Source organism: Mycobacterium sp. IDUB_28 (assembly GCF_055419285.1).
On sequence record NZ_JBVAXK010000003.1, the window covers coordinates 366,184 to 390,689 of the forward strand.

General features: G+C 67.5%; 30 protein-coding genes and 2 pseudogenes. 24 read left to right on the forward strand and 8 right to left on the reverse strand.

Annotated elements, in window-relative coordinates; genetic code table 11:
* Positions 1–122 precede the first annotated feature (122 nt).
* From ACZYZ9_RS08495 to ACZYZ9_RS08510, 4 genes and pseudogenes are all read left to right on the forward strand, one after another.
* Positions 123–983 (forward strand): annotated as a pseudogene (locus ACZYZ9_RS08495) (PE family protein); the annotation flags it as partial.
* A gap of 111 nt (positions 984–1,094) precedes the next feature.
* Complete coding sequence (locus ACZYZ9_RS08500) at positions 1,095–1,898, forward strand: SHOCT domain-containing protein (protein ID WP_463825791.1); 804 nt, start codon at positions 1,095–1,097, stop codon at positions 1,896–1,898.
* 66 nt (positions 1,899–1,964) lie between these two features.
* Positions 1,965–2,783, forward strand: a complete 819-nt coding sequence (locus ACZYZ9_RS08505) for a mycofactocin-coupled SDR family oxidoreductase (protein ID WP_463825792.1) — start codon at positions 1,965–1,967, stop codon at positions 2,781–2,783.
* A gap of 25 nt (positions 2,784–2,808) precedes the next feature.
* On the forward strand, positions 2,809–3,981 hold the full coding sequence (locus tag ACZYZ9_RS08510) for an NAD(P)/FAD-dependent oxidoreductase (protein ID WP_463825793.1): 1,173 nt from the start codon (positions 2,809–2,811) through the stop codon (positions 3,979–3,981).
* On the opposite strand, the gene ACZYZ9_RS08515 is transcribed toward ACZYZ9_RS08510, so the two are convergent.
* Genes ACZYZ9_RS08515 through mftR form a run of 4 tightly spaced genes read right to left on the reverse strand, consistent with a single transcriptional unit; the run spans position 3,978 to position 7,419 of the window.
* On the reverse strand, positions 3,978–5,219 hold the full coding sequence (locus tag ACZYZ9_RS08515; RefSeq protein ID WP_463825795.1) for a VOC family protein: 1,242 nt from the start codon (positions 5,217–5,219) through the stop codon (positions 3,978–3,980). The genes ACZYZ9_RS08510 and ACZYZ9_RS08515 overlap by 4 nt on opposite strands.
* Positions 5,216–5,725, reverse strand: coding sequence for an RNA polymerase sigma factor (locus tag ACZYZ9_RS08520; RefSeq protein WP_463825796.1), 510 nt, complete (start codon positions 5,723–5,725; stop codon positions 5,216–5,218). The genes ACZYZ9_RS08515 and ACZYZ9_RS08520 overlap by 4 nt, the downstream gene beginning before the upstream one ends.
* 54 nt (positions 5,726–5,779) lie before the next feature.
* Positions 5,780–6,829, reverse strand: a complete 1,050-nt coding sequence (locus ACZYZ9_RS08525; protein ID WP_463825797.1) for a DUF2332 domain-containing protein — start codon at positions 6,827–6,829, stop codon at positions 5,780–5,782.
* Positions 6,826–7,419, reverse strand: coding sequence for a mycofactocin system transcriptional regulator (gene mftR, locus ACZYZ9_RS08530; protein WP_463825798.1), 594 nt, complete (start codon positions 7,417–7,419; stop codon positions 6,826–6,828). Before mftR ends, ACZYZ9_RS08525 begins: the two co-directional genes overlap by 4 nt.
* Positions 7,420–7,506: 87 nt before the next feature.
* Between mftR and mftA the strand changes: the two genes are divergently transcribed.
* The 7 genes from mftA to mftG all read left to right on the forward strand — a co-directional run bounded on the left by mftA (position 7,507) and on the right by mftG (position 14,117).
* Positions 7,507–7,614, forward strand: coding sequence for a mycofactocin precursor MftA (mftA, locus tag ACZYZ9_RS08535; RefSeq protein ID WP_463825799.1), 108 nt, complete (start codon positions 7,507–7,509; stop codon positions 7,612–7,614).
* Positions 7,599–7,928 (forward strand): mycofactocin biosynthesis chaperone MftB, encoded by a 330-nt coding sequence (gene mftB, locus ACZYZ9_RS08540; protein ID WP_463825800.1) that lies wholly within the window; start codon positions 7,599–7,601, stop codon positions 7,926–7,928. Before mftA ends, mftB begins: the two co-directional genes overlap by 16 nt.
* Positions 7,925–9,106 (forward strand): mycofactocin radical SAM maturase, encoded by a 1,182-nt coding sequence (gene mftC, locus ACZYZ9_RS08545; RefSeq protein WP_463825801.1) that lies wholly within the window; start codon positions 7,925–7,927, stop codon positions 9,104–9,106. The genes mftB and mftC overlap by 4 nt, the downstream gene beginning before the upstream one ends.
* A gap of 2 nt (positions 9,107–9,108) precedes the next feature.
* Positions 9,109–10,284 carry a pre-mycofactocin synthase MftD gene (gene mftD / locus ACZYZ9_RS08550; RefSeq protein ID WP_463825802.1) on the forward strand — a complete coding sequence of 392 codons (1,176 nt, stop codon included), beginning with the start codon at positions 9,109–9,111 and terminating at the stop codon, positions 10,282–10,284.
* 224 nt (positions 10,285–10,508) lie between these two features.
* Complete coding sequence (mftE, locus tag ACZYZ9_RS08555; RefSeq protein ID WP_463825985.1) at positions 10,509–11,207, forward strand: mycofactocin biosynthesis peptidyl-dipeptidase MftE; 699 nt, start codon at positions 10,509–10,511, stop codon at positions 11,205–11,207.
* Positions 11,208–11,256: 49 nt separating this feature from the next.
* Positions 11,257–12,669, forward strand: coding sequence for a mycofactocin biosynthesis glycosyltransferase MftF (mftF, locus tag ACZYZ9_RS08560; RefSeq protein ID WP_463825803.1), 1,413 nt, complete (start codon positions 11,257–11,259; stop codon positions 12,667–12,669).
* Between the two features lie 8 nt (positions 12,670–12,677).
* A complete protein-coding gene (gene mftG, locus ACZYZ9_RS08565; protein ID WP_463825804.1) occupies positions 12,678–14,117 on the forward strand; it encodes a mycofactocin dehydrogenase MftG in 1,440 nt (479 codons plus the stop codon).
* Between the two features lie 7 nt (positions 14,118–14,124).
* Here the strand turns inward: mftG and ACZYZ9_RS08570 are convergent, their stop codons facing one another.
* Positions 14,125–14,787: a PE family protein gene (locus ACZYZ9_RS08570; RefSeq protein ID WP_463825805.1), complete on the reverse strand. Its 663-nt coding sequence runs from the start codon at positions 14,785–14,787 to the stop codon at positions 14,125–14,127.
* Between the two features lie 300 nt (positions 14,788–15,087).
* Here ACZYZ9_RS08570 and ACZYZ9_RS08575 point away from each other — a divergent pair, with 300 nt between their 5' ends.
* On the forward strand, positions 15,088–15,693 hold the full coding sequence (locus ACZYZ9_RS08575) for a TetR/AcrR family transcriptional regulator (RefSeq protein WP_463825986.1): 606 nt from the start codon (positions 15,088–15,090) through the stop codon (positions 15,691–15,693).
* Positions 15,694–15,763: 70 nt separating this feature from the next.
* On the opposite strand, the pseudogene ACZYZ9_RS08580 reads toward ACZYZ9_RS08575, so the two are convergent.
* Positions 15,764–15,952 (reverse strand): annotated as a pseudogene (locus tag ACZYZ9_RS08580) (hypothetical protein); the annotation flags it as partial.
* Positions 15,953–16,059: 107 nt separating this feature from the next.
* Here ACZYZ9_RS08580 and rpsJ point away from each other — a divergent pair.
* Genes rpsJ through rpsQ form a run of 11 tightly spaced genes read left to right on the forward strand, consistent with a single transcriptional unit; the run spans position 16,060 to position 21,551 of the window.
* Complete coding sequence (rpsJ, locus tag ACZYZ9_RS08585; RefSeq protein WP_003873519.1) at positions 16,060–16,365, forward strand: 30S ribosomal protein S10; 306 nt, start codon at positions 16,060–16,062, stop codon at positions 16,363–16,365.
* 14 nt (positions 16,366–16,379) lie between these two features.
* Positions 16,380–17,033, forward strand: coding sequence for a 50S ribosomal protein L3 (rplC, locus tag ACZYZ9_RS08590; protein ID WP_463825807.1), 654 nt, complete (start codon positions 16,380–16,382; stop codon positions 17,031–17,033).
* Positions 17,033–17,695 (forward strand): 50S ribosomal protein L4, encoded by a 663-nt coding sequence (rplD, locus tag ACZYZ9_RS08595; RefSeq protein ID WP_463825808.1) that lies wholly within the window; start codon positions 17,033–17,035, stop codon positions 17,693–17,695. Before rplC ends, rplD begins: the two co-directional genes overlap by 1 nt.
* Positions 17,696–17,998 carry a 50S ribosomal protein L23 gene (rplW, locus tag ACZYZ9_RS08600; RefSeq protein WP_463825809.1) on the forward strand — a complete coding sequence of 101 codons (303 nt, stop codon included), beginning with the start codon at positions 17,696–17,698 and terminating at the stop codon, positions 17,996–17,998.
* 29 nt (positions 17,999–18,027) lie between these two features.
* The gene (rplB, locus tag ACZYZ9_RS08605) at positions 18,028–18,870 is read left to right on the forward strand and encodes a 50S ribosomal protein L2 (protein ID WP_065159153.1); all 843 of its coding nucleotides are present in this window, start codon (positions 18,028–18,030) and stop codon (positions 18,868–18,870) included.
* 12 nt (positions 18,871–18,882) lie between these two features.
* Positions 18,883–19,164, forward strand: a complete 282-nt coding sequence (gene rpsS / locus ACZYZ9_RS08610; RefSeq protein ID WP_085258074.1) for a 30S ribosomal protein S19 — start codon at positions 18,883–18,885, stop codon at positions 19,162–19,164.
* Positions 19,161–19,694, forward strand: a complete 534-nt coding sequence (gene rplV / locus ACZYZ9_RS08615; protein WP_463825810.1) for a 50S ribosomal protein L22 — start codon at positions 19,161–19,163, stop codon at positions 19,692–19,694. Before rpsS ends, rplV begins: the two co-directional genes overlap by 4 nt.
* On the forward strand, positions 19,694–20,524 hold the full coding sequence (rpsC, locus tag ACZYZ9_RS08620; protein WP_463825812.1) for a 30S ribosomal protein S3: 831 nt from the start codon (positions 19,694–19,696) through the stop codon (positions 20,522–20,524). The genes rplV and rpsC overlap by 1 nt, the downstream gene beginning before the upstream one ends.
* Positions 20,525–20,527: 3 nt before the next feature.
* Positions 20,528–20,944, forward strand: a complete 417-nt coding sequence (gene rplP / locus ACZYZ9_RS08625) for a 50S ribosomal protein L16 (RefSeq protein WP_463825813.1) — start codon at positions 20,528–20,530, stop codon at positions 20,942–20,944.
* On the forward strand, positions 20,944–21,180 hold the full coding sequence (gene rpmC, locus ACZYZ9_RS08630) for a 50S ribosomal protein L29 (protein WP_463825814.1): 237 nt from the start codon (positions 20,944–20,946) through the stop codon (positions 21,178–21,180). Before rplP ends, rpmC begins: the two co-directional genes overlap by 1 nt.
* Positions 21,177–21,551 (forward strand): 30S ribosomal protein S17, encoded by a 375-nt coding sequence (rpsQ, locus tag ACZYZ9_RS08635; RefSeq protein WP_463825815.1) that lies wholly within the window; start codon positions 21,177–21,179, stop codon positions 21,549–21,551. The genes rpmC and rpsQ overlap by 4 nt, the downstream gene beginning before the upstream one ends.
* 7 nt (positions 21,552–21,558) lie before the next feature.
* Here the strand turns inward: rpsQ and ACZYZ9_RS08640 are convergent, their stop codons facing one another.
* Positions 21,559–22,113 (reverse strand): TetR/AcrR family transcriptional regulator, encoded by a 555-nt coding sequence (locus tag ACZYZ9_RS08640; protein WP_463825987.1) that lies wholly within the window; start codon positions 22,111–22,113, stop codon positions 21,559–21,561.
* Between the two features lie 101 nt (positions 22,114–22,214).
* On the opposite strand from ACZYZ9_RS08640, the gene ACZYZ9_RS08645 reads away from it, so the two are divergent.
* Positions 22,215–23,567 carry an oxygenase MpaB family protein gene (locus ACZYZ9_RS08645; RefSeq protein WP_463825816.1) on the forward strand — a complete coding sequence of 451 codons (1,353 nt, stop codon included), beginning with the start codon at positions 22,215–22,217 and terminating at the stop codon, positions 23,565–23,567.
* Between the two features lie 226 nt (positions 23,568–23,793).
* On the opposite strand, the gene ACZYZ9_RS08650 is transcribed toward ACZYZ9_RS08645, so the two are convergent.
* Positions 23,794–24,480 (reverse strand): class I SAM-dependent methyltransferase, encoded by a 687-nt coding sequence (locus ACZYZ9_RS08650; RefSeq protein ID WP_463825818.1) that lies wholly within the window; start codon positions 24,478–24,480, stop codon positions 23,794–23,796.
* Positions 24,481–24,506 lie beyond the last annotated feature (26 nt).

Consider the following 24,506-nt stretch of genomic DNA (forward strand, 5'->3'; position numbering starts at 1 on the left):
GAAAGCGAAGGTTTTCGGGGGCGTTTGCGTCTGCCGCCTTTTTGGGGTAGTCGACTACGCAAGCGCATGGCAGCGCCCGTCCGTAGGCTCAGCTCACACCGGGTCCGAGTCAGGAGGGTCGGATGTCGTTCGTTACTGCCACAACCGGTTGTGTGTCCGCCGCCGCGGCGGATCTGGCCAGGATCGGCGTTACCCTCGGTGCTGCGAACGCCGCCACCGCACTGCCGACCCAGGCGGTGCTGTCCGCTGGAGCCGACGAGGTGTCGGCCGCGGTCGCGTCGTTGTTCAATGCGCATGCGCAGGCCTATCAGGTGGTGAGCGAACAGGCGGCGCTCTTTCATGACCAGTTCGTCGAACTGCTCAACGGTGGCGCTGCGCAGTACGCCGCGGCCGAAGCTGCCAACGTGCAACAGCAACTGCTCGACGCGATCAACACCCCCACCCGACTGCTGCTGGGCCGCCCGCTGATCGGTGACGGGCGAGCAGGGGCACCCGGACTGGCCGGCGAGGACGGCGGGATCCTGTGGGGCAACGGTGGCGCCGGCGGCGCAAGCAATGCCATCGGAATGGCCGGCGGACGAGGCGGCTCGGCGGGCCTGCTCGGCAACGGCGGTGCCGGTGGTGCCGGATACAACGGCGCCTTCCGGCCGGACGGCACCGGGTATAGCGCCGGTACGAACGGAGGAGCCGGTGGGCGTGGTGGTCTGTTGTACGGCGACGGCGGTGCCGGCGGACGGGGTGGCACCGGGGCCAGTGCGCAGTACCAATTCGGTGCCTTCACAGGCATATATGCCTCCGCTGGTGGCGCCGGCGGCGCGGGTGGGTCGGCCTGGATATTCGGCGACGGCGGAACAGGTGGCCCCGGTGGATCAGGCGGATCGAGCTTGGGATATTTGGAATTCGGTGCCCTGGGTGGCGTCGGCGGAGCGGGCGGTCACCGCGGGTTCCTGCTTGGCGTCGACGGCGGCAACGGTGGGCCAGGGATCACCACCGGTGTCAATTCGCCGGGCGGTAACAGATTCTTCTTGTGATCGGTAGCCGGACCGCGGGCGTTACTGTGGCAGCAACTTTCCGGCGTCTCAAAGGGCGGTCACATGCTGGCGCGGTATATCAAGATGCAACTGCTGGTGCTGTTGTGCGGTGGTCTGGTGGGGCCGATCTTCCTGGTCGTCTACTTTGCCGCCGGGCTGGGCCAGTGGATGTCCTGGATGTTCTACGTCGGCCTGCTCATCACGATCGCCGATGTGCTGATCGCGATAGCGCTGACCTACTACGGGGCAAACGCGCAGGCCAGGTCGGAGTTCCTGGAGCAGCACGGGGTGCTGGCGCTGGCACAGATCATCGGCCTCACCGAAACCGGGACCTCGATCAACGACCAACCGGTGGTCAAGGTGCGCCTGCACATCTCGGGGCCCGGCATCGCGCCGTTCGAGAGCGAGGACCGGGTGCGAGCCAGCGTCGGCCGGCTGGGCATACTGACTTCCCGTAACTGCGTGGTGTTGGTCGATCCCGGCTCGAACGAATACCACATCGATTGGGAGCGAAGCGCATTGGTCACCGGCCAGCTGCCCGCCCAGTTCACCGTCGAGGAAGACAACCGGACCTACGACCTCAGCGGACAGGCCGGCCCGCTGCTGGAGATCCTGCAGATCCTCAAGGCCAACAACCTCCCGTTCAACCGCATGGTGGATATCCGGTCCCATCCGGCGCTGCGCCAGCAGGTCCTGGCCGTGGTGCGTCGGGCAGCCGGTCAGCAGGCGGCGCCGGCCGCGGAGTTCGTGGTTCCGCAGGCCTCGATCGCCGACCGGCTGCAGGAGCTGGAGTCGCTGCGGGCCGACGGTGTGCTGAACGACCACGAATACGCCACTCGCCGGGCTCAGATCATCGCCGAAATCTGATCTGCGGGACGCACTAGAACACGTTTCAGTTTCGCTGCTAGCCTGACAGCGGCGAAAGGACGACACGTGGCTGGATCACTGCAAGGACAGGTCGCTTTCATTACCGGCGCCGCGCGCGCCCAGGGTCGGTCGCACGCGGTGCGGCTGGCCCGGGAGGGCGCCGACATCATCGCCTCCGACATCTGCGCCTGGGTCTCGGACCATCTGACCTACCCCCCGTCCACGCCGGAGGACCTGGCCGAGACCGTCCGTGCCGTCGAGGCCGAGGGTCGCAAGGTGCTGGCGCGGGAGGTCGACGTCCGCGACGACGCAGCGCTGCGAAAGTTGGTGTCCGACGGCGTGGAACAGTTCGGCCGGCTCGACGTCGTGGTCGCCAACGCCGGCGTGCTGGGCTGGGGCCGGGTGTGGGAGCTCACCGACGAGCAGTGGGACACCGTGATCGGGGTCAATCTGACCGGCACCTGGCGCACCCTGCGGGCCACCATCCCCGCGATGATCGAAGCCGGCAACGGTGGTGCCATCGTGGTGGTCAGCTCCGCAGCAGGTATCAAGGCCACGCCGGGCAACGGGCATTACGCGGCCAGTAAATACGGGCTCACCGCGCTCACCAATACGCTGGCGATCGAACTCGGCGAGTTCGGAATTCGCGTCAACTCCATCCACCCGTATTCGGTCGACACCCCGATGATCGAGCCGGAGGCCATGATGGAGGTGTTTGCCAGGCATCCCCGGTTCGTACACGCCTTCCCGCCAATGCCGATGCAGTACAAGGGGTTTATGAGCCCCGACGAAGTATCCGATGTGGTGGTGTGGTTGGCGGGCGCTGGCTCGGGCACGTTGTCGGGCACGCAGATACCTGTGGATAAGGGTGCCCTAAAGTACTGACCGGCCATCGTGCTATGAACTCCACGTGACCAACAACGGAATCGTGATCGTCGGGGGTGGGCTTGCCGCCGCCCGGACCGCCGAGCAATTGCGCCGGGCAGCGTACGACGGCCCTGTCACCATCGTCAGTGACGAAGTGCACCTGCCCTACGACCGGCCGCCGCTGTCCAAGGAAGTGCTGCGCAGCGAGGTTGACGACGTCGCCCTCAAGCCGCGCGAGTGGTACGACGACAAGAACATCACGCTGCGACTGGGTGCGGCGGCCACCGGTCTGGACACCACCGCTCAGACGGTGAGCCTGGCCGACGGCAGCGAGCTGGGTTACGACGAGTTGGTCATCGCAACCGGCTTGGTGCCGCGCCGCATCCCGAGCTTTCCTGATCTCGAGGGCGTCCGGGTGCTGCGGTCCTTCGACGAGAGCATGGCGCTGCGCACCCATGCGGCAGCATCGAAAAAAGCGGTGGTCATCGGTGCCGGGTTCATCGGCTGCGAAGTGGCGGCCAGCCTCCGCGGCCTCGGCGTGGACGTGGTCCTGGTCGAACCGCAGCCGACACCGCTGGCATCGGTGCTCGGCGAGCAGATCGGTGCGTTGGTCACCCGGTTGCACCGCGCCGAGGGCGTCGACGTGCGCACCGGACTCGGAGTGGCCGAGGTCCGCGGCGCGGGTCACGTCGACACGGTGGTGCTCACCGACGGCGCCGAGATCAGTGCCGACCTGGTGGTCGTCGGCATCGGATCACTGCCGGCCACCGACTGGCTGGCCGACAGCGGCATCGACGTCGCCAACGGCGTCGTCTGCGACGAGGCCGGACGCACCAGCGCGCCGCACGTCTGGGCACTCGGCGACGTTGCTTCCTGGAAGGATGCGACGGGACACCAAGCGCGCGTGGAACATTGGAGCAACGTTGCCGACCAGGCCCGGGTGGTGGTGCCCGCCATGCTGGGGGCCGAGGTGCCGTCCAACGTCGTCGTCCCGTATTTCTGGAGCGACCAGTACGACGTCAAGATCCAGTGCCTGGGGGAACCCGAGGCCACCGACATCGTGCACCTCATCGAGGACGACGGGCGCAAGTTCCTGGCGTACTACGAGCGCGACGGGGTGTTCGTCGGGGTGGTCGGAGGCGGCCTGCCCGGCAAGGTGATGAAGGTCCGCGCCAAGATCGCCAACGCCACGCCCATCGCCGAGATGCTCGGCTAGAACTGCCCCAGGTAAAACCGCGCGCCCTGGTCGTCGGCGCATTCGGCAGACAGCCCGTAGGGCTGTTGCGACGGTTCGGCCAGCACGGTGCCGCCGGCCGCGCGGACCCGCGCCACCGCAGCCTCGATGTCGGCGACGGTCCACATCGGTACGACACCCGGCTGCGTGCTGCCGCCCGCGGCACCCGACATCGGGTGGGCGTCCAGCACCTGCCACCCGTCGGCAATCCGGCCCGGTGCGAAAGTCCACCCCAGCACCTGACCGTAGAAGTCGCGGAACGCAGCGGAATCGGCCGTCTCGTAGGTGACATACGACAGCTCCCCGGGCCCGGACCCGTTGAGCTCCGGGCGTTTCCGTCCCGGTGTCGCTTCCAGGACGGCAAAGGCCGCGCCCTGCGAATCCGTCGCATCGAGGAGGGTGCCGCGCTCGGTCTGACGTAGTTCGCCGGGTGTGCCACCGGCTGCGGTGATCGCTGCGCTGGCGGTCGTCAGGTCGGCAACCGCGTAGCAGCAGATCAGGGTCGGCCGCCCCGCGGCGGCGTGGATGCCGGTCGGCAGATCGGTGTTGGTCACCCGATGCGTCCCGGGGTCGTAACTCCAGCCCAGGACGTGACCGTAGAACGCGGCTGCGCGATCTGCGTCGGGCACCCGCATCGAGATGGATCCGAGGTCGCCCGGCTGAATCACAGCGCCGACAGGTCCGGTCAGCATCCAGCGGTGGCCGAACGGGTCGACGATGGTCGCGTTGCGCGACCCATGACTTTCACCGATCTCGCGTACCACTTCGGCGCCGTGTTGACGCGCCCGCCGAAGCGCCGCATCGGTGTCGGCCACCTGGAGCATCAGGCTCACTGAAACCGCTTCTGGCTCAGGAGCTCTCAAGCCCAGCTCGGGATATTCGTCGGCCAGGTAGAGCACGCCACCGGCCAGTGCGATCTCCGCGTGCCCAATTCGGCCGTCCGGCATGACAATCGGCTCACCGGCGAGCACAGCACCGAAGGCGTCGGTGTACCAGGACAGCGCACTGCGGGCGTTGGCCACGCACAGGTAGGGCAGCGCCGCGGGCCGCGGAACTACCTCGGTCCCCTGCGGATTGGTGGTACTGGTCATGTCGATCCTTTCTGCGGGTAGTGCCAAGGTGGCCGCCAGCCGCCGGCGCAACTGCGCGGCGAAGGCCGGATCGGGTTGCACCGGAAGGTCAACGGTGTGCAGCACGCGCAACGGGTCGGGCCGACTCATGACGTGCCTCCTTCCGGATACTCTTTTCTGAACGCTCTTTTCGCGCGGACCAGCAGTGCCTCGGTCGCATGCACGGTGCGCCCGATCAGTGCGGCACATTCGCCCACGCTGCAGTCGTCCATGTAGCGCAGCACCAGCACGGTGCGGTGCGAATCGCTCAACCGGGTCAACACACTCTCGGCGACCAGCCGATCGAGTTCGGCGTCCCACTCGTCGACGGCATCCACCGGTGGTTCGGCCACCGGCTCGGGATCGGCTCGGCGCCGGTAGTGGTCGGCCAGCTTGTGTCGCGCGACTCCGAGCAACCACGGCACCGCGATCGGGGGCGGGTCCGGCTTGCGGGCCGCGTCCATCGCGGCCAGAAAGGTCTCCGAGGTGAGGTCCTCGGCGGTGCCCCGATCGCGGCAGCGGCGCACGAGGTAGCCGTACACCACCGGCAGTGCCGTGTCGCAGAGCGCCAACAGCGCACGGGCCGCGTCGCCGTGGCGGTCTGGTTGGGCGCTCACACCCCTATCGTCGCGTTGACGGCCCGAAATCCGACGCCCGGTCCGAAGAAATTTCTACTGCCAGCGCACCGGCGGGCCGTGCGCATGGCACTCGGCCAGCACCGGCTTATCCGCGCCCGGCCACCGGGCCGCGCGCACCAGGAACTTCAGCGGCGCACCGGGTCCGTCGCGGGCCGGCTCCATGGTCAGATGCGCGAACGGGGATCGGGCGGTGGCGCGGCCACTGACCTCGTCGATGCCGGCGCGCACCGCAGCCCGCTGCTCGGCGGACAGGTACTGCCAGGTAATCGAATGCCACAGCACGGTCAGCGTCCCGTCGGCCAGGGTGAGCCCTTGCACCGCATCTGCTGCCGTCCGGCGCTGCACCTGCACCGGCACCTCGCGGGCGACCGCGATGGCCCCCCGCAGGCGTTGCATCCGGGCGTCCTGATCGGGCCACACGTAGCTCAGCAGGGTCAGTTCCCCATCGGTGCCGGTGACGTCCAGGGGGGCGATGTCGTATCCACACCGCTCGACGATGCGCACCTCGCCCCCGGGCGGCAACTGGCCCTGCCACGCCCCGTCGATGAGCACCGGGGAGTCGTTCGGGCCCCACCGCCCGCCGGGGTACCGGTAGTGATACCGGTCCGCCCGCAGATTGAGTCCGGCACTCGCGCCGATCTCGAAAAGCCTTATCGGGTAACCGAAATCGTGGTTGATACAGAGCAGACCCCCGATCAGGGCGGCTGCCCGGCCCACTTCGTTCGTCTGCGGCGGCTGCTGTAGCGATGCGCGCAACGCCTCGACGCTCGAGGCGGCCACCCGGCGGATCTCCGGCCACGCGGCTTCGGCATCCCAGGTGCCGCCGACGCTGGGATACCAGCGCCGCAGTTGCGGTGCCCGTCCGTCGAGCACCAGCCGGTGCAGGCCACCGAGCAGCCGTAGCGGCACCGCGTGCCCGGCGGGCGCGTCGTGGTAGCCGGCGAGGACGGTCGCGAATACGCCGCCGGACTCCACGTCGGCGGCCACCCGCTCGGACAGCTCGCCGTACATGGTCGACCCGGCGGCTGCGCAGAAACGGCCCTGGGAGCGCAGCGTGTGCAGCAGGTGTGCGTTGCGGCTCACCCGAGCCCGTCCAGCCCGGTGCCGACGACGTCGAAGGCGTTGCCCAACGCGGCCGGCAACGCCAATGACTCGTCGCTGAGCCAGTACTGGTATGCGCTCAGTGCGACGCCGAGCATCGTCCAGGCGACGGTCTGGGGCAGCAGATCGGTGGTCTTGGTCCCCGTCCTGGCCGCGACGAACCCGGCGATCACCTCGCGCCAGCCGGCATACATCGTCATCGAATAAGCCTGTAGCTCAGCGGTTTCCAGGATCACCCGCATCCGTTGGCGGTGTCGCGCCGTTTCGCATTCGTCGAAGGTGTTGAAGGCCAGCAGCGCGGCGCGCAGTGCTTCGCGCAGCGGCACCGCAGGGTCTGCGTCGTCCAGCAGCTCCTGCAGTTGGCTCAGGTAACTGTCGAATTCTCCCCAGGGGATCGCGTTCTTGGAGGCGTAGTAGCGGAACAGGGTGCGCCGGGAGATTCCGGCCGCCTGCGCGACGTCGTCGACGCTGACGTCGGCGAAACCGCGGGCGGCGAACAGGTCGATGGCGATGTCGGCGATGTGCAGCGGAGTCGTCGAGCGGCGCCGGCCGACCCGTGACCCGTGCAGCATCGCCCCCGCCCTTCCTTTTCGGCACTCGATGCCATATTGTGACCAGAACCACTCAGGATTGTCGAGACCCGCGCGAAAGGGAACGCTGTGAACAACGACGACACGATGGACAACGAGAACCAGAACGAGACCGAGCTGGTCTCCGAGACGCTGGTCGAAGAGGTGTCCATCGACGGTATGTGCGGGGTCTACTGACCGTGGCGGTGCCCGCGCACGCCGGGCAGCTCGACGCAGCCGCGTTCGACCCCGGCCGCGGCTGGCGTCTGCACCCGCAGGTGGCCGTTCGGCCGGAACCCTTTGGCGCGCTGCTGTATCACTTCGGCACCCGCAAGCTCTCGTTCCTGAAAAACCGCACCATTCTGACGGTGGTGCGGTCGCTGGCCGAGTATCCCGACGTGCGCTCGGCATTGCAGGCCGCGGGCGTCGACGACGCCGACCAGGGCCCGTATCTGCACGCGCTGCGCGTGTTGGCCGATTCCACGATGTTGCTGCCGCAGGAGGACGAATGACCGCACCGGCCAAGGTGCCCCGGCTCATCGAGCAGTTCGAGCACGGACTGGATGCGCCGATCTGTCTGACCTGGGAGCTGACCTACGCCTGCAACCTGGCGTGCGTGCACTGCCTGTCATCGTCGGGCAAACGCGACCCCCGGGAGTTGTCCACCCGCCAGTGCCAGGACATCATCGACGAGCTGGAACGCATGCAGGTGTTCTACGTGAACATCGGTGGCGGCGAACCCACTGTGCGCCCGGACTTTTGGGAACTGGTGGATTATGCGACCGCACACCACGTCGGGGTCAAGTTCTCCACCAACGGTGTGCGCATCACTCCCGAGGTGGCTGCGCGGCTGGCCGCCAGCGATTACGTCGATGTGCAGATCTCGCTGGACGGCGCGACCGCCGAGGTCAATGACGCCGTGCGCGGCGCCGGCTCGTTCGACATGGCGGTGCGTGCCTTGCAGAACCTGGCCGACGCCGGCTTCCGGGATGCGAAGATCTCGGTGGTGGTCACCCGCCACAACGTCGGTCAGCTCGACGAATTCGCCGCGCTGGCAAGCCGTTACGGCGCCACGCTGCGGATCACCCGGTTGCGCCCCTCAGGTCGCGGCGCCGATGTCTGGGAGGAGTTGCACCCCACCGCCGAGCAGCAGGTCCAGCTGTACGACTGGTTGGTCGCCAAGGGTGAGCGGGTGCTCACCGGTGACTCGTTCTTCCACCTGGCCCCGCTGGGCTCCGCCGGTGCGTTGGCCGGGCTCAACATGTGTGGCGCCGGACGGGTGGTGTGCCTGATCGACCCGGTCGGGGACGTCTACGCCTGCCCGTTCGCCATCCACGACCGCTTCCTGGCCGGCAACGTGCTGTCCGACGGCGGCTTTGACAATGTCTGGAAGAACGCGCCGCTGTTCCGCGAATTGCGCGAGCCGCAGTCCGCGGGAGCCTGCGGCAGCTGCGGACACTACGACAGCTGCCGGGGCGGCTGTATGGCCGCCAAATTCTTCACCGGCCTACCGCTGGACGGGCCCGACCCCGAATGCGTCCAGGGTTACAGCGCACCGGCGCTGGCGACCGAACGCGAGACGCCCCGGCCGCGCGTCGATCACTCCCGCGGTCGCCGCATCAGCACCCCGGTGCCGCTCACGCTCTCGATGCGGCCACCGAGCCGGATCTGCAACGAAAGTCCCGTATAGCCATGGCAGACCAATGGTTTGAAACTGTTGCCATTGCCCAACAGCGTGCCAAGCGGCGGCTACCGAAATCGGTCTATTCGTCTTTGATTTCGGCCAGCGAAAAAGGCGTCACTGTCGCCGACAATGTCGCGGCGTTCAGCGAACTCGGTTTTGCCCCGCACGTCGTCGGGGCCAGCGAGAAACGCGACCTCGCGACCACTGTTATGGGCCAGGACATTTCCCTGCCGGTCCTCATTTCCCCCACCGGCGTGCAGGCGGTCGACCCCGAGGGGGAGGTGGCCGTGGCCCGGGCGGCGGCCGCTCGCGGCACGGCAATGGGTTTGTCGTCGTTCGCCAGCAAGCCGATCGAGGAGGTCGTGGCGGCGAACCCGAAGATCTTCTTCCAGATCTACTGGCTCGGCGACCGGGACGCGATCGCCGCGCGCGTCGAGCGGGCCCGACAGGCCGGTGCCGTCGGCCTGATCGTCACCACCGACTGGACGTTCTCCCACGGCCGGGATTGGGGCAGCCCCAAGATCCCCGAGGCGATGAACCTCAAGACCATGCTGCGGATGTCGCCGGAGGCGATCACCAAGCCGCGGTGGTTGTGGAAGTTCGGCAAGACGCTGCGGCCGCCGGACCTGCGGGTGCCCAACCAGGGCCGCCGCGGCGAGCCCGGCCCGCCGTTCTTCAACGCCTACGGCGAGTGGATGGGGACGCCGCCGCCGACCTGGGAAGACATCGCCTGGCTGCGCGATCTGTGGGGCGGACCGTTCATGCTCAAAGGCGTGATGCGCGTCGACGACGCCAAAAGGGCGGTCGACGCCGGTGTTTCGGCGATCTCGGTGTCCAACCACGGCGGCAACAACCTGGATGGCACACCCGCGTCGATCCGTGCCCTGCCCGCTGTCGCGGCCGCCGTCGGCGACCAGGTCGAAGTGCTGTTCGACGGGGGAATCCGCCGCGGCAGCGACGTCGTGAAAGCGGTGGCGCTGGGCGCCCGCGCGGTGATGATCGGGCGGGCTTACCTGTGGGGGCTGGCCGCAGCAGGCCAACCCGGCGTGGAGAACGTCCTCGACATCCTGCGCGGCGGCATCGACTCGGCGTTGATGGGCCTCGGGCACTCGTCCGTGCACGACCTCAGTGCCGACGACATCCTGGTTCCGGACGGCTTCACCCGGACGTTGGGCGTGGGCTGAGCGGTGCCCCCCCGATTCGGGTAGCGCTCTGCGGTTACCACAAGTGTGGTTGCGCCGAAAGGGCTTTAAATGACGAATCCGGCAAACATGGTACGGGCGGGGCAGTCGTGGCGAACGAGCATCGAATTCGCGTACTGGATCAATGTGGACAGAAAAAAATTTGAATAGGTAGTGCAACAATTGGTGCACGACAGGTTAATTCGGCCTACCATCGGCGAGTGCCAATGCTCGGCGAGGTGGGGAGTGCAACGTCGAAGCAACTCTCGATATCCGCCCCGCCGTCAATAATGGTCCCGCTCGGATCCACCGAGCAGCACGGGCCGCACCTGCCATTGGATACCGACACCCGGATCGCGACGGCCGTCGCCCGTGCGATCGCCGAGCGGGTGGACTGGCTGGTGGCGCCCGCGATCGCCTACGGCGCCAGCGGCGAGCACCAGGACTTCGCCGGCACGATCTCGATCGGCACCGAGGCCTTGACCACCCTGCTGGTGGAGTTCGGCCGCTCGGCAACCTGCTGGGCCGGGCGCGTGGTCTTCGTCAACGGGCACGGCGGCAATGTGCCGGCGCTGGGCCGGGCGACCAGCGTGCTGCGATCCGAAGGTCGCGACGTCGGTTGGTGCCCGTGCGTGACAGCCGGTGGTGACGCGCATGCCGGGCATACCGAAACGTCGGTGTTACTGCTCATTTCGCCGGACGAGGTGCGTACCGACGCGATTCTCGCCGGCAACGAGGCGCCGTTGCGTGAGTTGCTGCCCGCGATGCGCCGCGGCGGGGTCGCGGCGGTGAGCCAGATCGGCGTGCTGGGTGATCCGACAACTGCCACGGCGGTCGAGGGGAAAAGGATCTTTGCTGAAATGGTCGACGATGGGGTGCGTCGAATTGCCCGGTGGCTGCCTGGGGGCGACGGGATGCTGACATGACGGCGCCGGCGACGGTGCAGAGGTGCGGCGATGCCGAGGAGCGGCGCACATGACGCAGACCCGCCTGCCGGACGGGTTTGCGGTACAGGTCGATCGTCGTGTGCGGGTGCTCGGCGACGGCAAGGCGCTGCTGGGCGGGTCGCCGACCCGGTTGCTGCGGCTGGCGCCGGCCGCCCAGAGCATGCTCTCCGACGGACGCCTGAAGGTCAGCGACGAGCTCAGCGCCCAGCTGGCCCGCACCCTGCTCGACGCCACGGTGGCCCACCCGCGCCCGGCCACGGGCCCGTCGCACCGCGATGTCACGGTCGTTATCCCGGTGCGCGACAACGTATCCGGTCTCCGCCGACTGGTGGCGTCGTTGCGCGGGCTGCGGGTGATCGTGGTGGACGACGGTTCCTCCCGCCCGATCGAACTGGAAGATTTCACCGGTGCCCACTGTGACGTCGAAGTGCTGCATCACGTCCGCAGCAGAGGCCCGGCGGCCGCCCGCAACACTGGGCTGGCCGCGTGTTCTACCGATTTCGTCGCGTTCCTGGATTCCGACGTGGCACCGCGCCGTGGCTGGCTGGAAGCTCTGCTCGGTCACTTCTGTGACCCGACTGTCGCACTGGTCGCGCCCCGCATCGTCGGCCTGACGCCGACCGAGAATGTGATAAGCCGCTACGAAGCGGTGCATTCGTCGCTGGACCTGGGTTTGCGTGAGGCGCCGGTACTGCCGCACAGCACGGTGTCCTACGTGCCCAGCGCCGCGATCGTCTGCCGGACCTCGGCGATCCGGGAAGTGGGCGGCTTCGACGAGACCATGCACTCCGGTGAGGACGTCGACTTGTGCTGGCGCCTGGTGGAAGCCGGTGCCCGGCTGCGCTACGAGCCGATCGCGCGGGTTGCGCACGACCATCGGACCGAGCTCCGGGTCTGGATAGCGCGCAAGGCTTTCTACGGCGGGTCGGCGGCTCCGCTGTCGGTGCGCCACCCCGACAAGACCGCGCCGGTGGTCATCTCGGGGTGGGCATTGATCGCCTGGATCCTGATGTCGCTCGGCAGCGGCCTGGCCCAGCTGGCGTCCGTGGCCATCGCCGTATTGACGGGCCGGCGCATCGCGCGGGTCATGCGCAGCGCCGAGACCACGATGTGGGACGTGGTCGTGGTCGCCACCCGGGGCCTGTGGTCGGCGGCGCTGCAACTGGCGTCGGCGCTCTGTCGGCACTACTGGCCGCTGGCGCTGTTCGCGGCGATCCTGTCCCGGCACTTCCGGCGGGTCGTGCTGGTGGCGGCGGTCGTCGACGGTGTGACGGACTGGCTTCGCCGCCGCGACGCCGTCGACGACGACGCCGAGCCGATCGGGCTGCTGACCTACCTGCTGCTCAAGCGGGTCGACGATCTGGCCTACGGCATCGGGCTGTGGTACGGCGTGCTGCGCGAACGCAACATCGGCGCACTCAAGCCGCAGATTCGGACGTAACGCCCGCCTTGTCCGCAGCCGCCCGGCACAGCGACGTCTTGGTCGTGGGCGCCGGAAGCGCCGGTTCGGTTGTCGCCGAACGCCTTTCCGCGGATTCCCGCTGCACGGTGCGGGTATTGGAGGCCGGCCCCGGACTTCTCGACCCGGATCTGCTGGCCCGCACCCGCAACGGGCTGCAGTTGCCCATCGGCACGGGCAGTCCGTTGGCCGAGCGCTACCTGGCCAACCTCACCGACCACCCGGTCCGGCAGCTGCCGATCGTGCGGGGGACGACCGTCGGCGGCTCCGGTGCGGTCAACGGCGGCTACTTCTGCCGCGGGCTCCCCGACGACTTCGACAGCCTCGGCCTACCCGGCTGGGGGTGGCCCGACGTACTCGAACACTTCCGGGCCATCGAGACCGACCTGGATTACCAAACTCCCGGGCACGGCGACAATGGGCCCATCCCGGTCCGGCGCACCGCGGAGTTCACCGGGGCCTCCGAAACCTTTGTCGCCGCCACCCGGCGCGCCGGGTTTCCCTGGTTGACCGACCTCAACGACGTCGGACCGCTCCCGGTGGCGGGGGTGGGGGCGGTGCCGCTCAATATCGTCGACGGGGTGCGAACCGGGTCGGGCGCCGCCTTCCTGATACCCGCACTGCATCGCCCGAACCTCACCCTGCTGGCACAGACGCGGGCGCTGCGGTTGCGGTTTGCCGGCGGGTCGGCGACCGGGGTGGACACGATCGGTCCCGACGGCCCTGTCACCTTCAGCGCAGAACGAATCGTGTTGTGCGCCGGGGCAATACGATCGGCACAGCTGCTGATGCTGTCTGGCATCGGTGCCGAGTCGGTGCTGCGGGCGGCCGGTATAGCGGTGCGGGAGGCGCTGCCGGTCGGACAGCGATGCAGCGACCACCCGGAACAGGTGATGCCGACGAGTTGGGATGTGGCGGTGGACCGTCCGGTGCTGGAGGTGGTGCTGAGCACCGCCGACGGTATCGAGATACGTCCTTACACAGGTGGTTTCGTGGCCATGACCGGTGACGGCAGCGCCGGTCACCGCGACTGGCCGCACGTCGGGGTGGCGCTCATGCGGCCACGGGCGCGCGGCCGCGTGACGGTGGTGTCGGCCGATCCCTCGGTCCCGCCCCGGATCGAGCATCGTTACGACAGCGAGCCGGCCGACCTGGCGCAACTGCGGGACGGCACGACGCTGGCACGCGAATTGCTCTGCACATCAACGCATCTCGGTCAAGCCGTGTGGTCAACGTCGCAGCATCTGTGCGGCAGCATCCCGATGGGTATCGATGATGATCCGCACGCTGTCGTCGACAACCGTTGTCGGGTAAAGGGTTTGGACAATCTCTGGGTGATCGATGGTTCGGTGCTGCCGGTGGTGCCCAGTCGCGGGCCGCACGCCACCATCGTGATGTTGGCTCACCGCGCGGCCGAATTCGTGGCCTGACAAGCGGTCAGCCGTGGCTCGCCGCCGGCTCCTCGGACGTCACCACACGTGCCACCGGTGCAGGTTGCGCGGCCGCCGCCGCCCGGGCCGCCAACGGTGCGGGCAACGCCGATGCTGCGGGCGCGTCCACTTCCACCACTTCGTCCGGGACGGTCCGTAGCGGCGAGATCGGCTGACGTGTCACCGACCCCACCGATCTCGCCGCTACTGCCGACCCCGACGAACCCACCGGCACAGCCGATGTTGTCGCAGGGCCCCCCGGCCCCAACGGTCCACTGATGGCCACCGCTTGTGCGGCAGCGGGCGCCACCGCAGCGCTGTGGCTCAGCGCTGCACGCCCGAGCGTCTCCTGGGGCACTGCCGCCTCAGCCTCGAAGCTGGAGTTGTTCGCGGCCTCGCTGAGTCCGTACTGCTGCGCGCCCATACTCATGAGTTGCACGAATTGGTTGTGAAATTGGTTCGCCTGGGCGCTGATCGCCTGGAATGCCTCGGCATGCGCCCCGAACAATGCCGCGATCTGCGCCGACACGGCGTCGGCGCCCGCGGGCGCCAGTACCCCTGTCGTGGGACCCACGGCTGCCGAGCCGGCATCGCTGATCGCCGATCCGATGTTCGCCAAATCCGTTGCCGCCGCGGCAACGTACTGCGGCGCTGCGATCACATACGACATTCCGGTTCCCTCAGTTGGCCTAGATAGAGTCCGCTGCCCGCCGACGAACCTTGCCCCCGAACAGATGGTAACCAGCAGCGCCGGTCGCGCGTGCCGTTTTGGCGGAATGCGTTCCGGACTCACCGCAGCCCGGGAGCCCGGGGACCGGCCAGGACCGCCGACTCGCGACGATGACAGCCGAGGGCAGGTTTCAGGGTCTCGGCCATAGCCGGCGAATGTTGTACTCGAACCCGGAGGTGCATCACAATCGAGCAGGTGAGTGACACAGATCCTCGCCCGGCGCGGTCCAGGGCCCGTTTGCTGGAAGCCGCCGCCGCGCTGCTGCGCTCCGGAGGTCCCAGTGCGGTGACCATCGACGCGGTCACCCGAGCCGCCAACGTGGCCCGAGCCACGTTGTACCGCCACTTCCCGAGCGGAAACGATCTACTGGCAGCAACTTTCAGCAGCCTCATCCCTGCCGCGCCGACACCGCCCGAAGACGGCCCGCTGCGGGATCGGCTGGTGGCGCTCTTGCTGGCGCAGGCCGAGTTGATCGCCGAAGCCCCCGCGGTGCTGACCGCGACGGCGTGGCTGGCGCTGGGATCGGATCTGCAGGAGTTGCCCGGGCCCGGCGACGGCAGCGGCACGCCGAACGCGATGGCCACCTTGCGCGAGCGCATCGCCCAGCAATACGCGGCACCGTTCGACGTCATCTTCGGCAGCCCCGAGGCGGTGGCCGAACTGGGCGAGGTCGACCGGTCCCGCGCGATTGCCCTGCTGATCGGTCCGGTGGCGATAGGGCGGTTATCCACCCTGCCGGATTTCGACTACCGCGAAACCGTGCAGGCGGCCGTCGACGGCTTCCTGCACGTGCAGCGCGCCCAGGCACGCGCCGACGCGGCGGATACCCGATCGGCAGGTGCCTGACCCGCCCTATAAGCCCAGCTAGGGCCGTTGCCGGCGAGGAATCTGCGGCCGCGGTCGGCACGACGTCGCAAGATTTGGCCGAGCGCTGATCTTCAGGCATACTGTTCAGGTTGCCCAGCGCCAGGTTTGCGCCTGGCCGGGCATACGACCAGCGCCCACCAGGGCGCGTCCGGTCCCAACCTTGGAGCGCGACAATTTCGGTCGCCTACAAGGCTGCGTGCGGGTGACACATCCGGGCGCGGGGGAGCGGCTGGACCACGACAGGTAAACAGCGGCGCAGTATCCGGCGCAACGCTAGAGCGGCCCCCGAGGGGCGTCGTTCTCGCGCGTCGGGTGGCACTGGGTGGAAGAAGAGGTAGGAGAAGCGTGGCGGGACAGAAGATCCGCATCAGGCTCAAGGCCTACGACCATGAGGCTATCGACGCGTCGGCGCGCAAGATCGTCGAAACCGTCGTACGTACCGGAGCCAGCGTCGTCGGACCGGTGCCGCTGCCGACCGAGAAGAATGTGTACTGCGTCATCCGCTCACCGCACAAGTACAAGGACTCGCGGGAGCACTTCGAGATGCGCACACACAAACGGTTGATCGACATCCTCGACCCGACGCCGAAGACCGTTGACGCACTCATGCGCATCGATCTGCCGGCCAGTGTCGACGTCAACATCCAGTAGGAGATCGGCGACCAATGGCGAGAAAAGGCATTCTGGGTACCAAGCTGGGCATGACGCAGGTATTCGATGAGAACAACAGAGTCGTGCCCGTGACGGTCGTCAAGGCCGGTCCGAACGTGGTGACCCGCATCCGTACCCCCGAGCAGGACGGGTACAGCGCCGTGCAGTTGGCCTACGGGGAGATCAGTCCGCGCAAGGTCAACAAGCCGGTCACCGGCCAGTACGCCGCGGCGGGTGTCAACCCGCGCCGGCACCTGGCCGAGTTGCGGCTCGACGATCCGGAGGCGGCGGCCGAGTATCAGGTCGGTCAGGAGCTGACGGCGGAGATCTTCGCTGACGGCGCCTATGTCGACGTGACCGGCACCTCCAAGGGCAAGGGCTTCGCGGGCACCATGAAGCGGCACGGTTTCCGTGGTCAGGGCGCCAGCCACGGCGCCCAGGCGGTGCACCGGCGCCCGGGATCGATCGGCGGATGTGCCACTCCGGCAAGGGTGTTCAAAGGCACCCGGATGGCCGGGCGGATGGGTAGCGACCGCGTCACCGTGCAGAACCTGGTGGTGCACAAGGTCGATGCCGAGAACGGCGTGCTGTTGATCAAGGGCGCGGTTCCCGGCCGCACCGGTGGACTCGTCGTGGTCCGCACTGCGATCAAACGAGGTGAGAAGTAATGGCGCTCAAACTCGACGTGAAGACGCCGGCGGGTGACACCGACGGCACCATCGAGCTGCCGGCCGAGCTGTTCGACGCACCGGCCAACATCGCGTTGATGCACCAGGTGGTGACCGCCCAACGGGCGGCGGCACGGCAGGGTACGCACGCGACGAAGACCCGGGGCGACGTCAGCGGTGGTGGCCGCAAGCCCTACCGGCAGAAGGGCACCGGTCGCGCGCGGCAGGGTTCGACCCGTGCCCCGCAGTTCACCGGCGGTGGCGTGGTGCACGGTCCCCAGCCGCGCGACTACAGCCAGCGCACGCCCAAGAAGATGATCGCCGCCGCTTTGCGCGGGGCGCTGTCGGACCGGGCGCGCAACGGGCGCATCCACGCGGTGACCGAGTTGGTGTCGGGGCAGACCCCATCCACCAAGAGCGCCAAGGCTTTTCTGGGCACGCTGACCGACCGCAAGCAGGTGCTGGTGGTCATCGGCCGCAGCGACGAGGCCGGCGCGAAGAGCGTGCGCAACCTGCCCGGTGTGCACATCTTGCCGTCGGACCAACTCAATACCTACGACGTGCTGCGAGCCGACGACGTGGTGTTTAGCGTCGAGGCGTTGAACGCCTACATCGCGGCCAACACCGGTCATAAGGCAACTTCCGAGGAGGTAACGGCGTAGATGGCGACCATCGCTGACCCCCGCGACATCATTTTGGCGCCGGTCATCTCGGAGAAGTCCTACGGACTGCTCGACGACAATGTGTACACCTTCGTGGTGCACCCCGACTCGAACAAGACGCAGATCAAGATCGCTGTCGAGAAGATCTTTGCCGTCAAGGTCGTATCGGTGAACACCGCGAATCGGCAGGGCAAGCGCAAGCGCACCCGGACCGGTTACGGCAAGCGCAAGAGCACCAAGCGCGCCATCGTGACCCTGGCACCGGGCAGCAAGCCGATCGACCTGTTCGGAGCACCGGCCTAGCGCCGCGCGCGAGAGAGAGCTGATCAGACATGGCAATTCGCAAGTACAAGCCGACGACACCGGGTCGCCGCGGTGCCAGCGTGTCCGACTTCGCCGAGATCACTCGGACGACGCCGGAGAAGTCGCTGGTTCGCCCGTTGCACGGTCGCGGTGGTCGTAACGCGCACGGCCGGATCACCACCCGCCACAAGGGCGGTGGCCACAAGCGTGCCTACCGGGTGATCGACTTCCGCCGCAACGACAAGGACGGGGTGAACGCCAAGGTCGCGCATATCGAGTACGACCCGAACCGCACCGCCCGCATCGCCCTGCTCCATTTCCTGGACGGCGAAAAGCGTTACATCATTGCGCCGAACGGTCTTTCGCAGGGTGACATCGTCGAGTCGGGTGCCAACGCCGACATCAAGCCCGGCAACAACCTGCCGCTGCGCAACATCCCCGCCGGCACCCTGGTGCACGCGGTGGAGCTGCGCCCCGGCGGTGGCGCCAAACTCGCGCGCTCGGCCGGGTCGAGCATCCAGCTGCTCGGTAAGGAAGCCACCTACGCCTCGCTGCGGATGCCCAGTGGTGAGATCCGCCGCGTCGACGTGCGCTGCCGCGCAACCGTTGGTGAGGTCGGCAACGCCGAACAGGCAAACATCAACTGGGGCAAGGCCGGTCGGATGCGGTGGAAGGGCAAGCGCCCGTCCGTCCGTGGTGTGGTGATGAACCCGGTCGACCACCCGCACGGCGGTGGTGAGGGTAAGACCTCGGGTGGTCGGCACCCGGTGAGCCCGTGGGGCAAGCCCGAGGGCCGTACCCGCAACCCGAACAAAGCAAGCAACAAGCTCATTGTCCGACGCCGGCGCACCGGCAAGAAGCACGGCCGGTAGGAGTAACCAACCATGCCACGCAGCCTCAAGAAGGGCCCGTTCGTCGACGACCATCTGCTCAAGAAGGTCGACGTGCAGAACGAGAAGAACAGCAAGCAGGTCATCAAGACCTGGTCGCGCCGCTCGACCATCATTCCCGACTTCATCGGGCACACCTTCGCGGTGCACGACGGCCGCAAGCACGTCCCGGTGTTCGTCACCGAATCGATGGTGGGCCACAAGCTCGGTGAATTCGCTCCCACCCGCACCTTCAAGGGGCACATCAAGGACGACCGGAAGAGCAAGAGGCGATGAGTACCACCACTACCGAATATCCGTCGGCGACCGCCAAGGCGCGGTTCGTGCGGGTGTCGCCGCGAAAGGCGCGCCGGGTCATCGACCTGGTGCGCGGGCGGTCGGTGACCGACGCGCTCGACATCCTGCGCTGGGCGCCGCAGGCCGCCAGCGAGCCGGTGGCCAAGGTGATCGCCAGTGCCGCGGCCAACGCGCAGAACAACAACGGACTGGACCCGGCCACCCTGGTGGTGGCCACGGTGTATGCCGACGAGGGCCCGACCGCCAAGCGCATCCGCCCCCGGGCGCAGGGACGCGCGTTCCGGATCCGCCGGCGTACCAGCCACATCACGGTGATCGTGGAAAGCCGGCCCAGCCGCGACGAGCGGTCGTCGAAGTCGTCGCGGACCCGTCGCGCCGAAGGCAGCAAGGCCGCCGCGAAGGCCGGGCCCGCCTCGGCCGCGAAGAAGACGCCCGCCAAGAAGGCACCTGCCAAGAAGGCACCCGCGAAAACCGCTGAGGCTGCTGACGCGAAGGGAGGCTCAGACTAGTGGGCCAGAAGATCAATCCGCACGGCTTCCGCCTGGGCATCACCACCGACTGGAAGTCGCGCTGGTACGCCGACAAGCAGTACGCCGAGTACGTCAAGGAGGACGTCGCGATCCGGCGCCTGCTGTCGACCGGCCTGGAGCGCGCCGGCATCGCCGACGTGGAGATCGAGCGCACCCGCGACCGGGTACGGGTGGACATCCACACCGCCCGGCCGGGCATCGTGATCGGCCGGCGTGGTACTGAGGCCGACCGGATCCGCGCCGACCTGGAAAAGCTGACCAAAAAGCAGGTGCAGCTCAACATCCTCGAGGTGAAAAACCCTGAGTCGCAGGCACAATTGGTGGCCCAGGGCGTCGCCGAGCAGTTGAGCAACCGGGTGGCGTTCCGTCGCGCGATGCGCAAGGCCATCCAGTCGGCGATGCGGCAGCCCAATGTGAAGGGCATCCGGGTGCAGTGCTCGGGCCGCCTTGGCGGTGCGGAGATGAGCCGCTCGGAGTTCTACCGCGAAGGCCGGGTGCCGCTGCACACGTTGCGGGCCGACATCGACTACGGCCTCTACGAGGCCAAGACCACGTTCGGCCGGATCGGCGTGAAGGTGTGGATCTATAAGGGCGACATCGTCGGCGGCAAAAGGGAATTGGCCGCCGCCGCCCCCGCGGGCGGGGAGCGTCCGCGCCGGGAGCGCCCGTCGGGCACCCGTCCGCGCCGCAGCGGTGCCTCGGGTACGACGGCGACCGGCACCGACGCCGGCCGTGCGGCCGGTGGCGAAGAGACTGCTGTTGCCCCCGAAGCGGCGGCCCCAGCAGAAGCGCAGAGCACGGAGAGCTGAATCATGTTGATTCCCCGCAAGGTCAAGCACCGCAAGCAGCATCACCCCCGCCAGCGCGGTATCGCCAGCGGCGGCACCGCGGTGAATTTCGGTGACTACGGCATCCAGGCCCTCGAGCACGCCTACGTCACCAACCGGCAGATCGAGTCCGCGCGTATCGCCATCAACCGGCACATCAAGCGTGGCGGCAAGGTGTGGATCAACATCTTCCCCGACCGCCCGCTGACCAAGAAGCCGGCCGAGACCCGGATGGGTTCGGGTAAGGGTTCGCCCGAGTGGTGGGTGGTCAACGTCAAGCCGGGCCGGGTGCTGTTCGAGCTCAGCTACCCGAACGAGCAGATCGCGCGTGCGGCGCTCACCCGGGCGATTCACAAGCTGCCGATCAAGGCACGCATTGTTACCCGAGAGGATCAGTTCTGATGGCAGTGGGAATTTCGCCGGGTGAACTGCGTGAGCTCACCGACGAAGAGCTACAAGAGCGCATCCGGGAGTCCAAGGAAGAGCTGTTCAACCTGCGCTTCCAGTTGGCGACCGGGCAGCTGAGCAACAACCGCCGGCTCCGCGTGGTGCGCCACGAAATCGCGCGCGTCTACACGGTGCTGCGCGAACGAGAACTGGGTCTGGCTTCCGGGCCCGACGGCGATAAGGAATCGTGATGGCAGACGCTAACACTCCCGCGAAAGCGGCACCCAAGAAGGCTGCTTCCAGTTCGAAAGCAGCCACGGACGCGGCGCCAAAGGAGAAGGGCCCCAAGCACACTCCGGCTACACCGAAGCCGCGCGGACGTCGCAAGACGCGCATCGGCTACGTGGTGAGCGACAAGATGCAGAAGACCATCGTCGTCGAACTCGAAGACCGCGTGAAGCACCCGTTGTACGGCAAGATCATTCGGACCACCAAGAAGGTCAAGGCGCACGACGAGAACAGCATTGCCGGCATCGGCGACCGCGTCTCGTTGATGGAGACGCGTCCGCTCTCGGCGACCAAGCGCTGGCGACTGGTGGAGATTCTCGAGAAGGCCAAGTAGCCGGCCACTAACGCAGGTTCCGCAGCAACGCGCGCAGCCGTTCGCGGGTGGCGTTCTCGGGATCGCTGAGGCGCAGTTGCAGCAGTTCCCGGCCGGCGGCGTAGAGGATCCGGGCGGTGTATTCGGGATCGTGCACGTCCGGATTGATGCGCAACAACTCCGCCGTCAGGAATCCCCGGACCAACTCCTGAGATTGGGCCAGCCGGGTGTGTAACTGCGGCGGAGCGCCCTGCGGGGGAAACAGGAATAACCGCCACGTCGCCGGGTTCGCGTCCACCGCGGCCAGCACCCCGTCGAGCGCGCGCACCAGCGTCTGATTCCGTTCGCTGGGCTCGCCCAACTCGCTGATCGCGCCGAAGAACTGCTGGCCGGCCCGGGCCGCTTCCCGGTCGATCAACGCGACAAAGAGGCCCGCCGGGTCACCGAACTGCTGATAGATCAGCGATCGATTGATGCCGGCCGCCTGCGCGATCCGGTTCGGCGTCGCCGCGTGAAATCCCTCGGCGTCGACGATCGCGTGGGTGATGTCGAGGATCTGCTCGCGCCGACCTTCGGCTGTCATCCGCCGCTTGGGCGCGTCCCTGGTCGCGTGGGTCACACTTGACAGCATAACTAACACTTTGTGACTATTGCTCACAAAGTGTTAGTTATTGAGAGGTCTTGATGGTCACCTATTTTCCGGAGCTCGCCCGACGGGTCGCAAGCCAGCGCGAGTTACAGCCAGACCTCTACGGCGACATCGACTTTGACGCACACCCTTACCGCTTGACCGGGCAGCCCGGTGACAAGTCGTCGCTGCCGGACTGGGTCGGCGACCGCGAGTCGATCCTGCACGACGACCGGGTGCGGGAACTGATGGAAACGGCCACCATGCTCGGGGACGTGGTGGCCGACCCGTATGCGGCGCTCATGAGTCGCTACAGCGTGGCCGCGCTGATCGACATGCTCAAGACGGCGTGCCGCCACGGCATCGAGGCGGTACCCGATGCGCCGGAAGAACTCGCGGCGTTCATCGCCGCCATGGAAGCCACCCCGGACTGGATCAACCTCGACCTGGTGGAAGAAGGTGCTCAGACCGCACGCATCTCGGCGGCGCTGATCGCCCACTTCATCACCCGGGGCGCCTTCATCGCGACGTTCACCAACACCTACGCCGCGCTGCCGATGGGTCTGACCGGTGCGCTCTCCGGCCGCCGTGCTGCGCGTCGGGTCAACGAGACGGCAAGCTTCTTCGCCGTCACCACGCTGCCCGGTGCGTTGAAGCGTTACGGGCCAGGGTTTGAGGCGGCCGCCATGGTGCGGCTGATGCACTCGATGGTCCGCTACAACGCACTGAAGAAGTCCGGCAAATGGGACGTCGACATCTACGGCATACCGGTGCCGCAGGTCGATCAGATGCCGGCCGGAATGATCGGCCAGTACCTGACCTCCCAGCAGGTGCTGCGACAGGGCCGCACGGAGTTCAACGACGAGGAACGCGCCCTCGTCGAATTCGGCCGGTACCGCTGCTTCCTGCTCGGGCTGCCGGAGGAGTTGCTGCCCACCACGCCCGGTGACACCGTGCACGTCATGCACGCCCGCGCGGCGCTGCTGCGCGACGGGTTCGACGCGGTCTGCCGCGAACTCGTCGACTCCACCATGGATGCCTATCTGCGGCCGGGCACCACGCTGTTCGACCGCGCCGCTGAGGCGGTGGAAAAGAGTTACAGCAAGGAGTCCTTCGTGCGGGCGTTCTGCAACGGCAACCGCGCCGCCGCTGCCGCCATGGGCGTCTCGATCGGACTGGCGGACCGCGCACGCATCGCGCTCACCGGTCCGTTCATTGCCGGACGGTATCTCGTCGTGAGTCGCCTGGCCCGCGTCCCGGCGTTGCGTGAGCTCGTCGACCAGTACATCATCGGGTTGCTCAAACTGCGGCTGGCTACCTACGGCAAACCCGAATTCACCAGTGACTCAGCGCATTACACACCGATCTCAGCCGCACCACGTGGTGGGACCACAACGCTTGTCCACTGATTGGGGGACGCCGGAAACCCCCCGAAGGTAGCGACGATCGGTGGAATCCCTGCACCGGGGCACGGCGCTAATTTATGAAGCAACGAAGCGCACTGCACCCAAAGGAGATTCCCATGGCCCACGACGTTCTGTTCTGCGAGACCGAGGTCGTCTACTCGATGCCGATCTATAAGGCTGACGACGCCTGCGAATGATCTTCCCCAGCAAACGGCGCCGCGGACATGAGTCACCGGCGCCGTTTTGCATGCAGCCAGCGCGTGTCGTCGGGATCGGCCGTCGTCAACTCCAGGCCGGCGCGGTCCAGCTCGGTCCGGATCGCGGCGGCAGAGATCTCCTCGGCCGTCAGCGATTGGCGCCAAACCCGGCCGTCGGCGGCCAGCGTGAACTCGCCCGCACTGATCCCGCCGCTGTTGGAGTGGATCGTCAGGGTGGTCGTCACCCCGTCCAGGGTCAGCGACTTCGACCAGCCAGCCGGCCGGGCGGCAAGCAGTGACGCCGGCGCCCACTGAATGATGGCCTGCCCGTCGGCTTTCAGATGGCGGGCCACGGTGGCCAACACAGACCTGCGCTGCTGCGTACCCGGGTAGTTGACCATGTTGCCGATCACCAGGACGACGTCGAATTGCTCATCGAGCCGCAGGTCCTCGATGCGGGCTTGTTTTGTGCGCGCATGCCGGATGTGGGCCAACATGTCCGGTGAGTCGTCGACGGCGGTGACCCGGTGACCGAGCTCGGCCAGCGGATCGGCAATGCGTCCGGTACCCGCACCCAGGTCGAGCACCGAACTGTGCGGCGCCAGTTGCGATTGGATGTACTCGATCTCGCCCAGCGACGGCAGGCGGCGGTAGATTTCCACTGCAGTGCCGTCGGCCGCCACCGCACCGGACTGCTGCACGCCCGGATCTTGCGCCACTTGTATCGTCCTCCCGCCTGAAACGG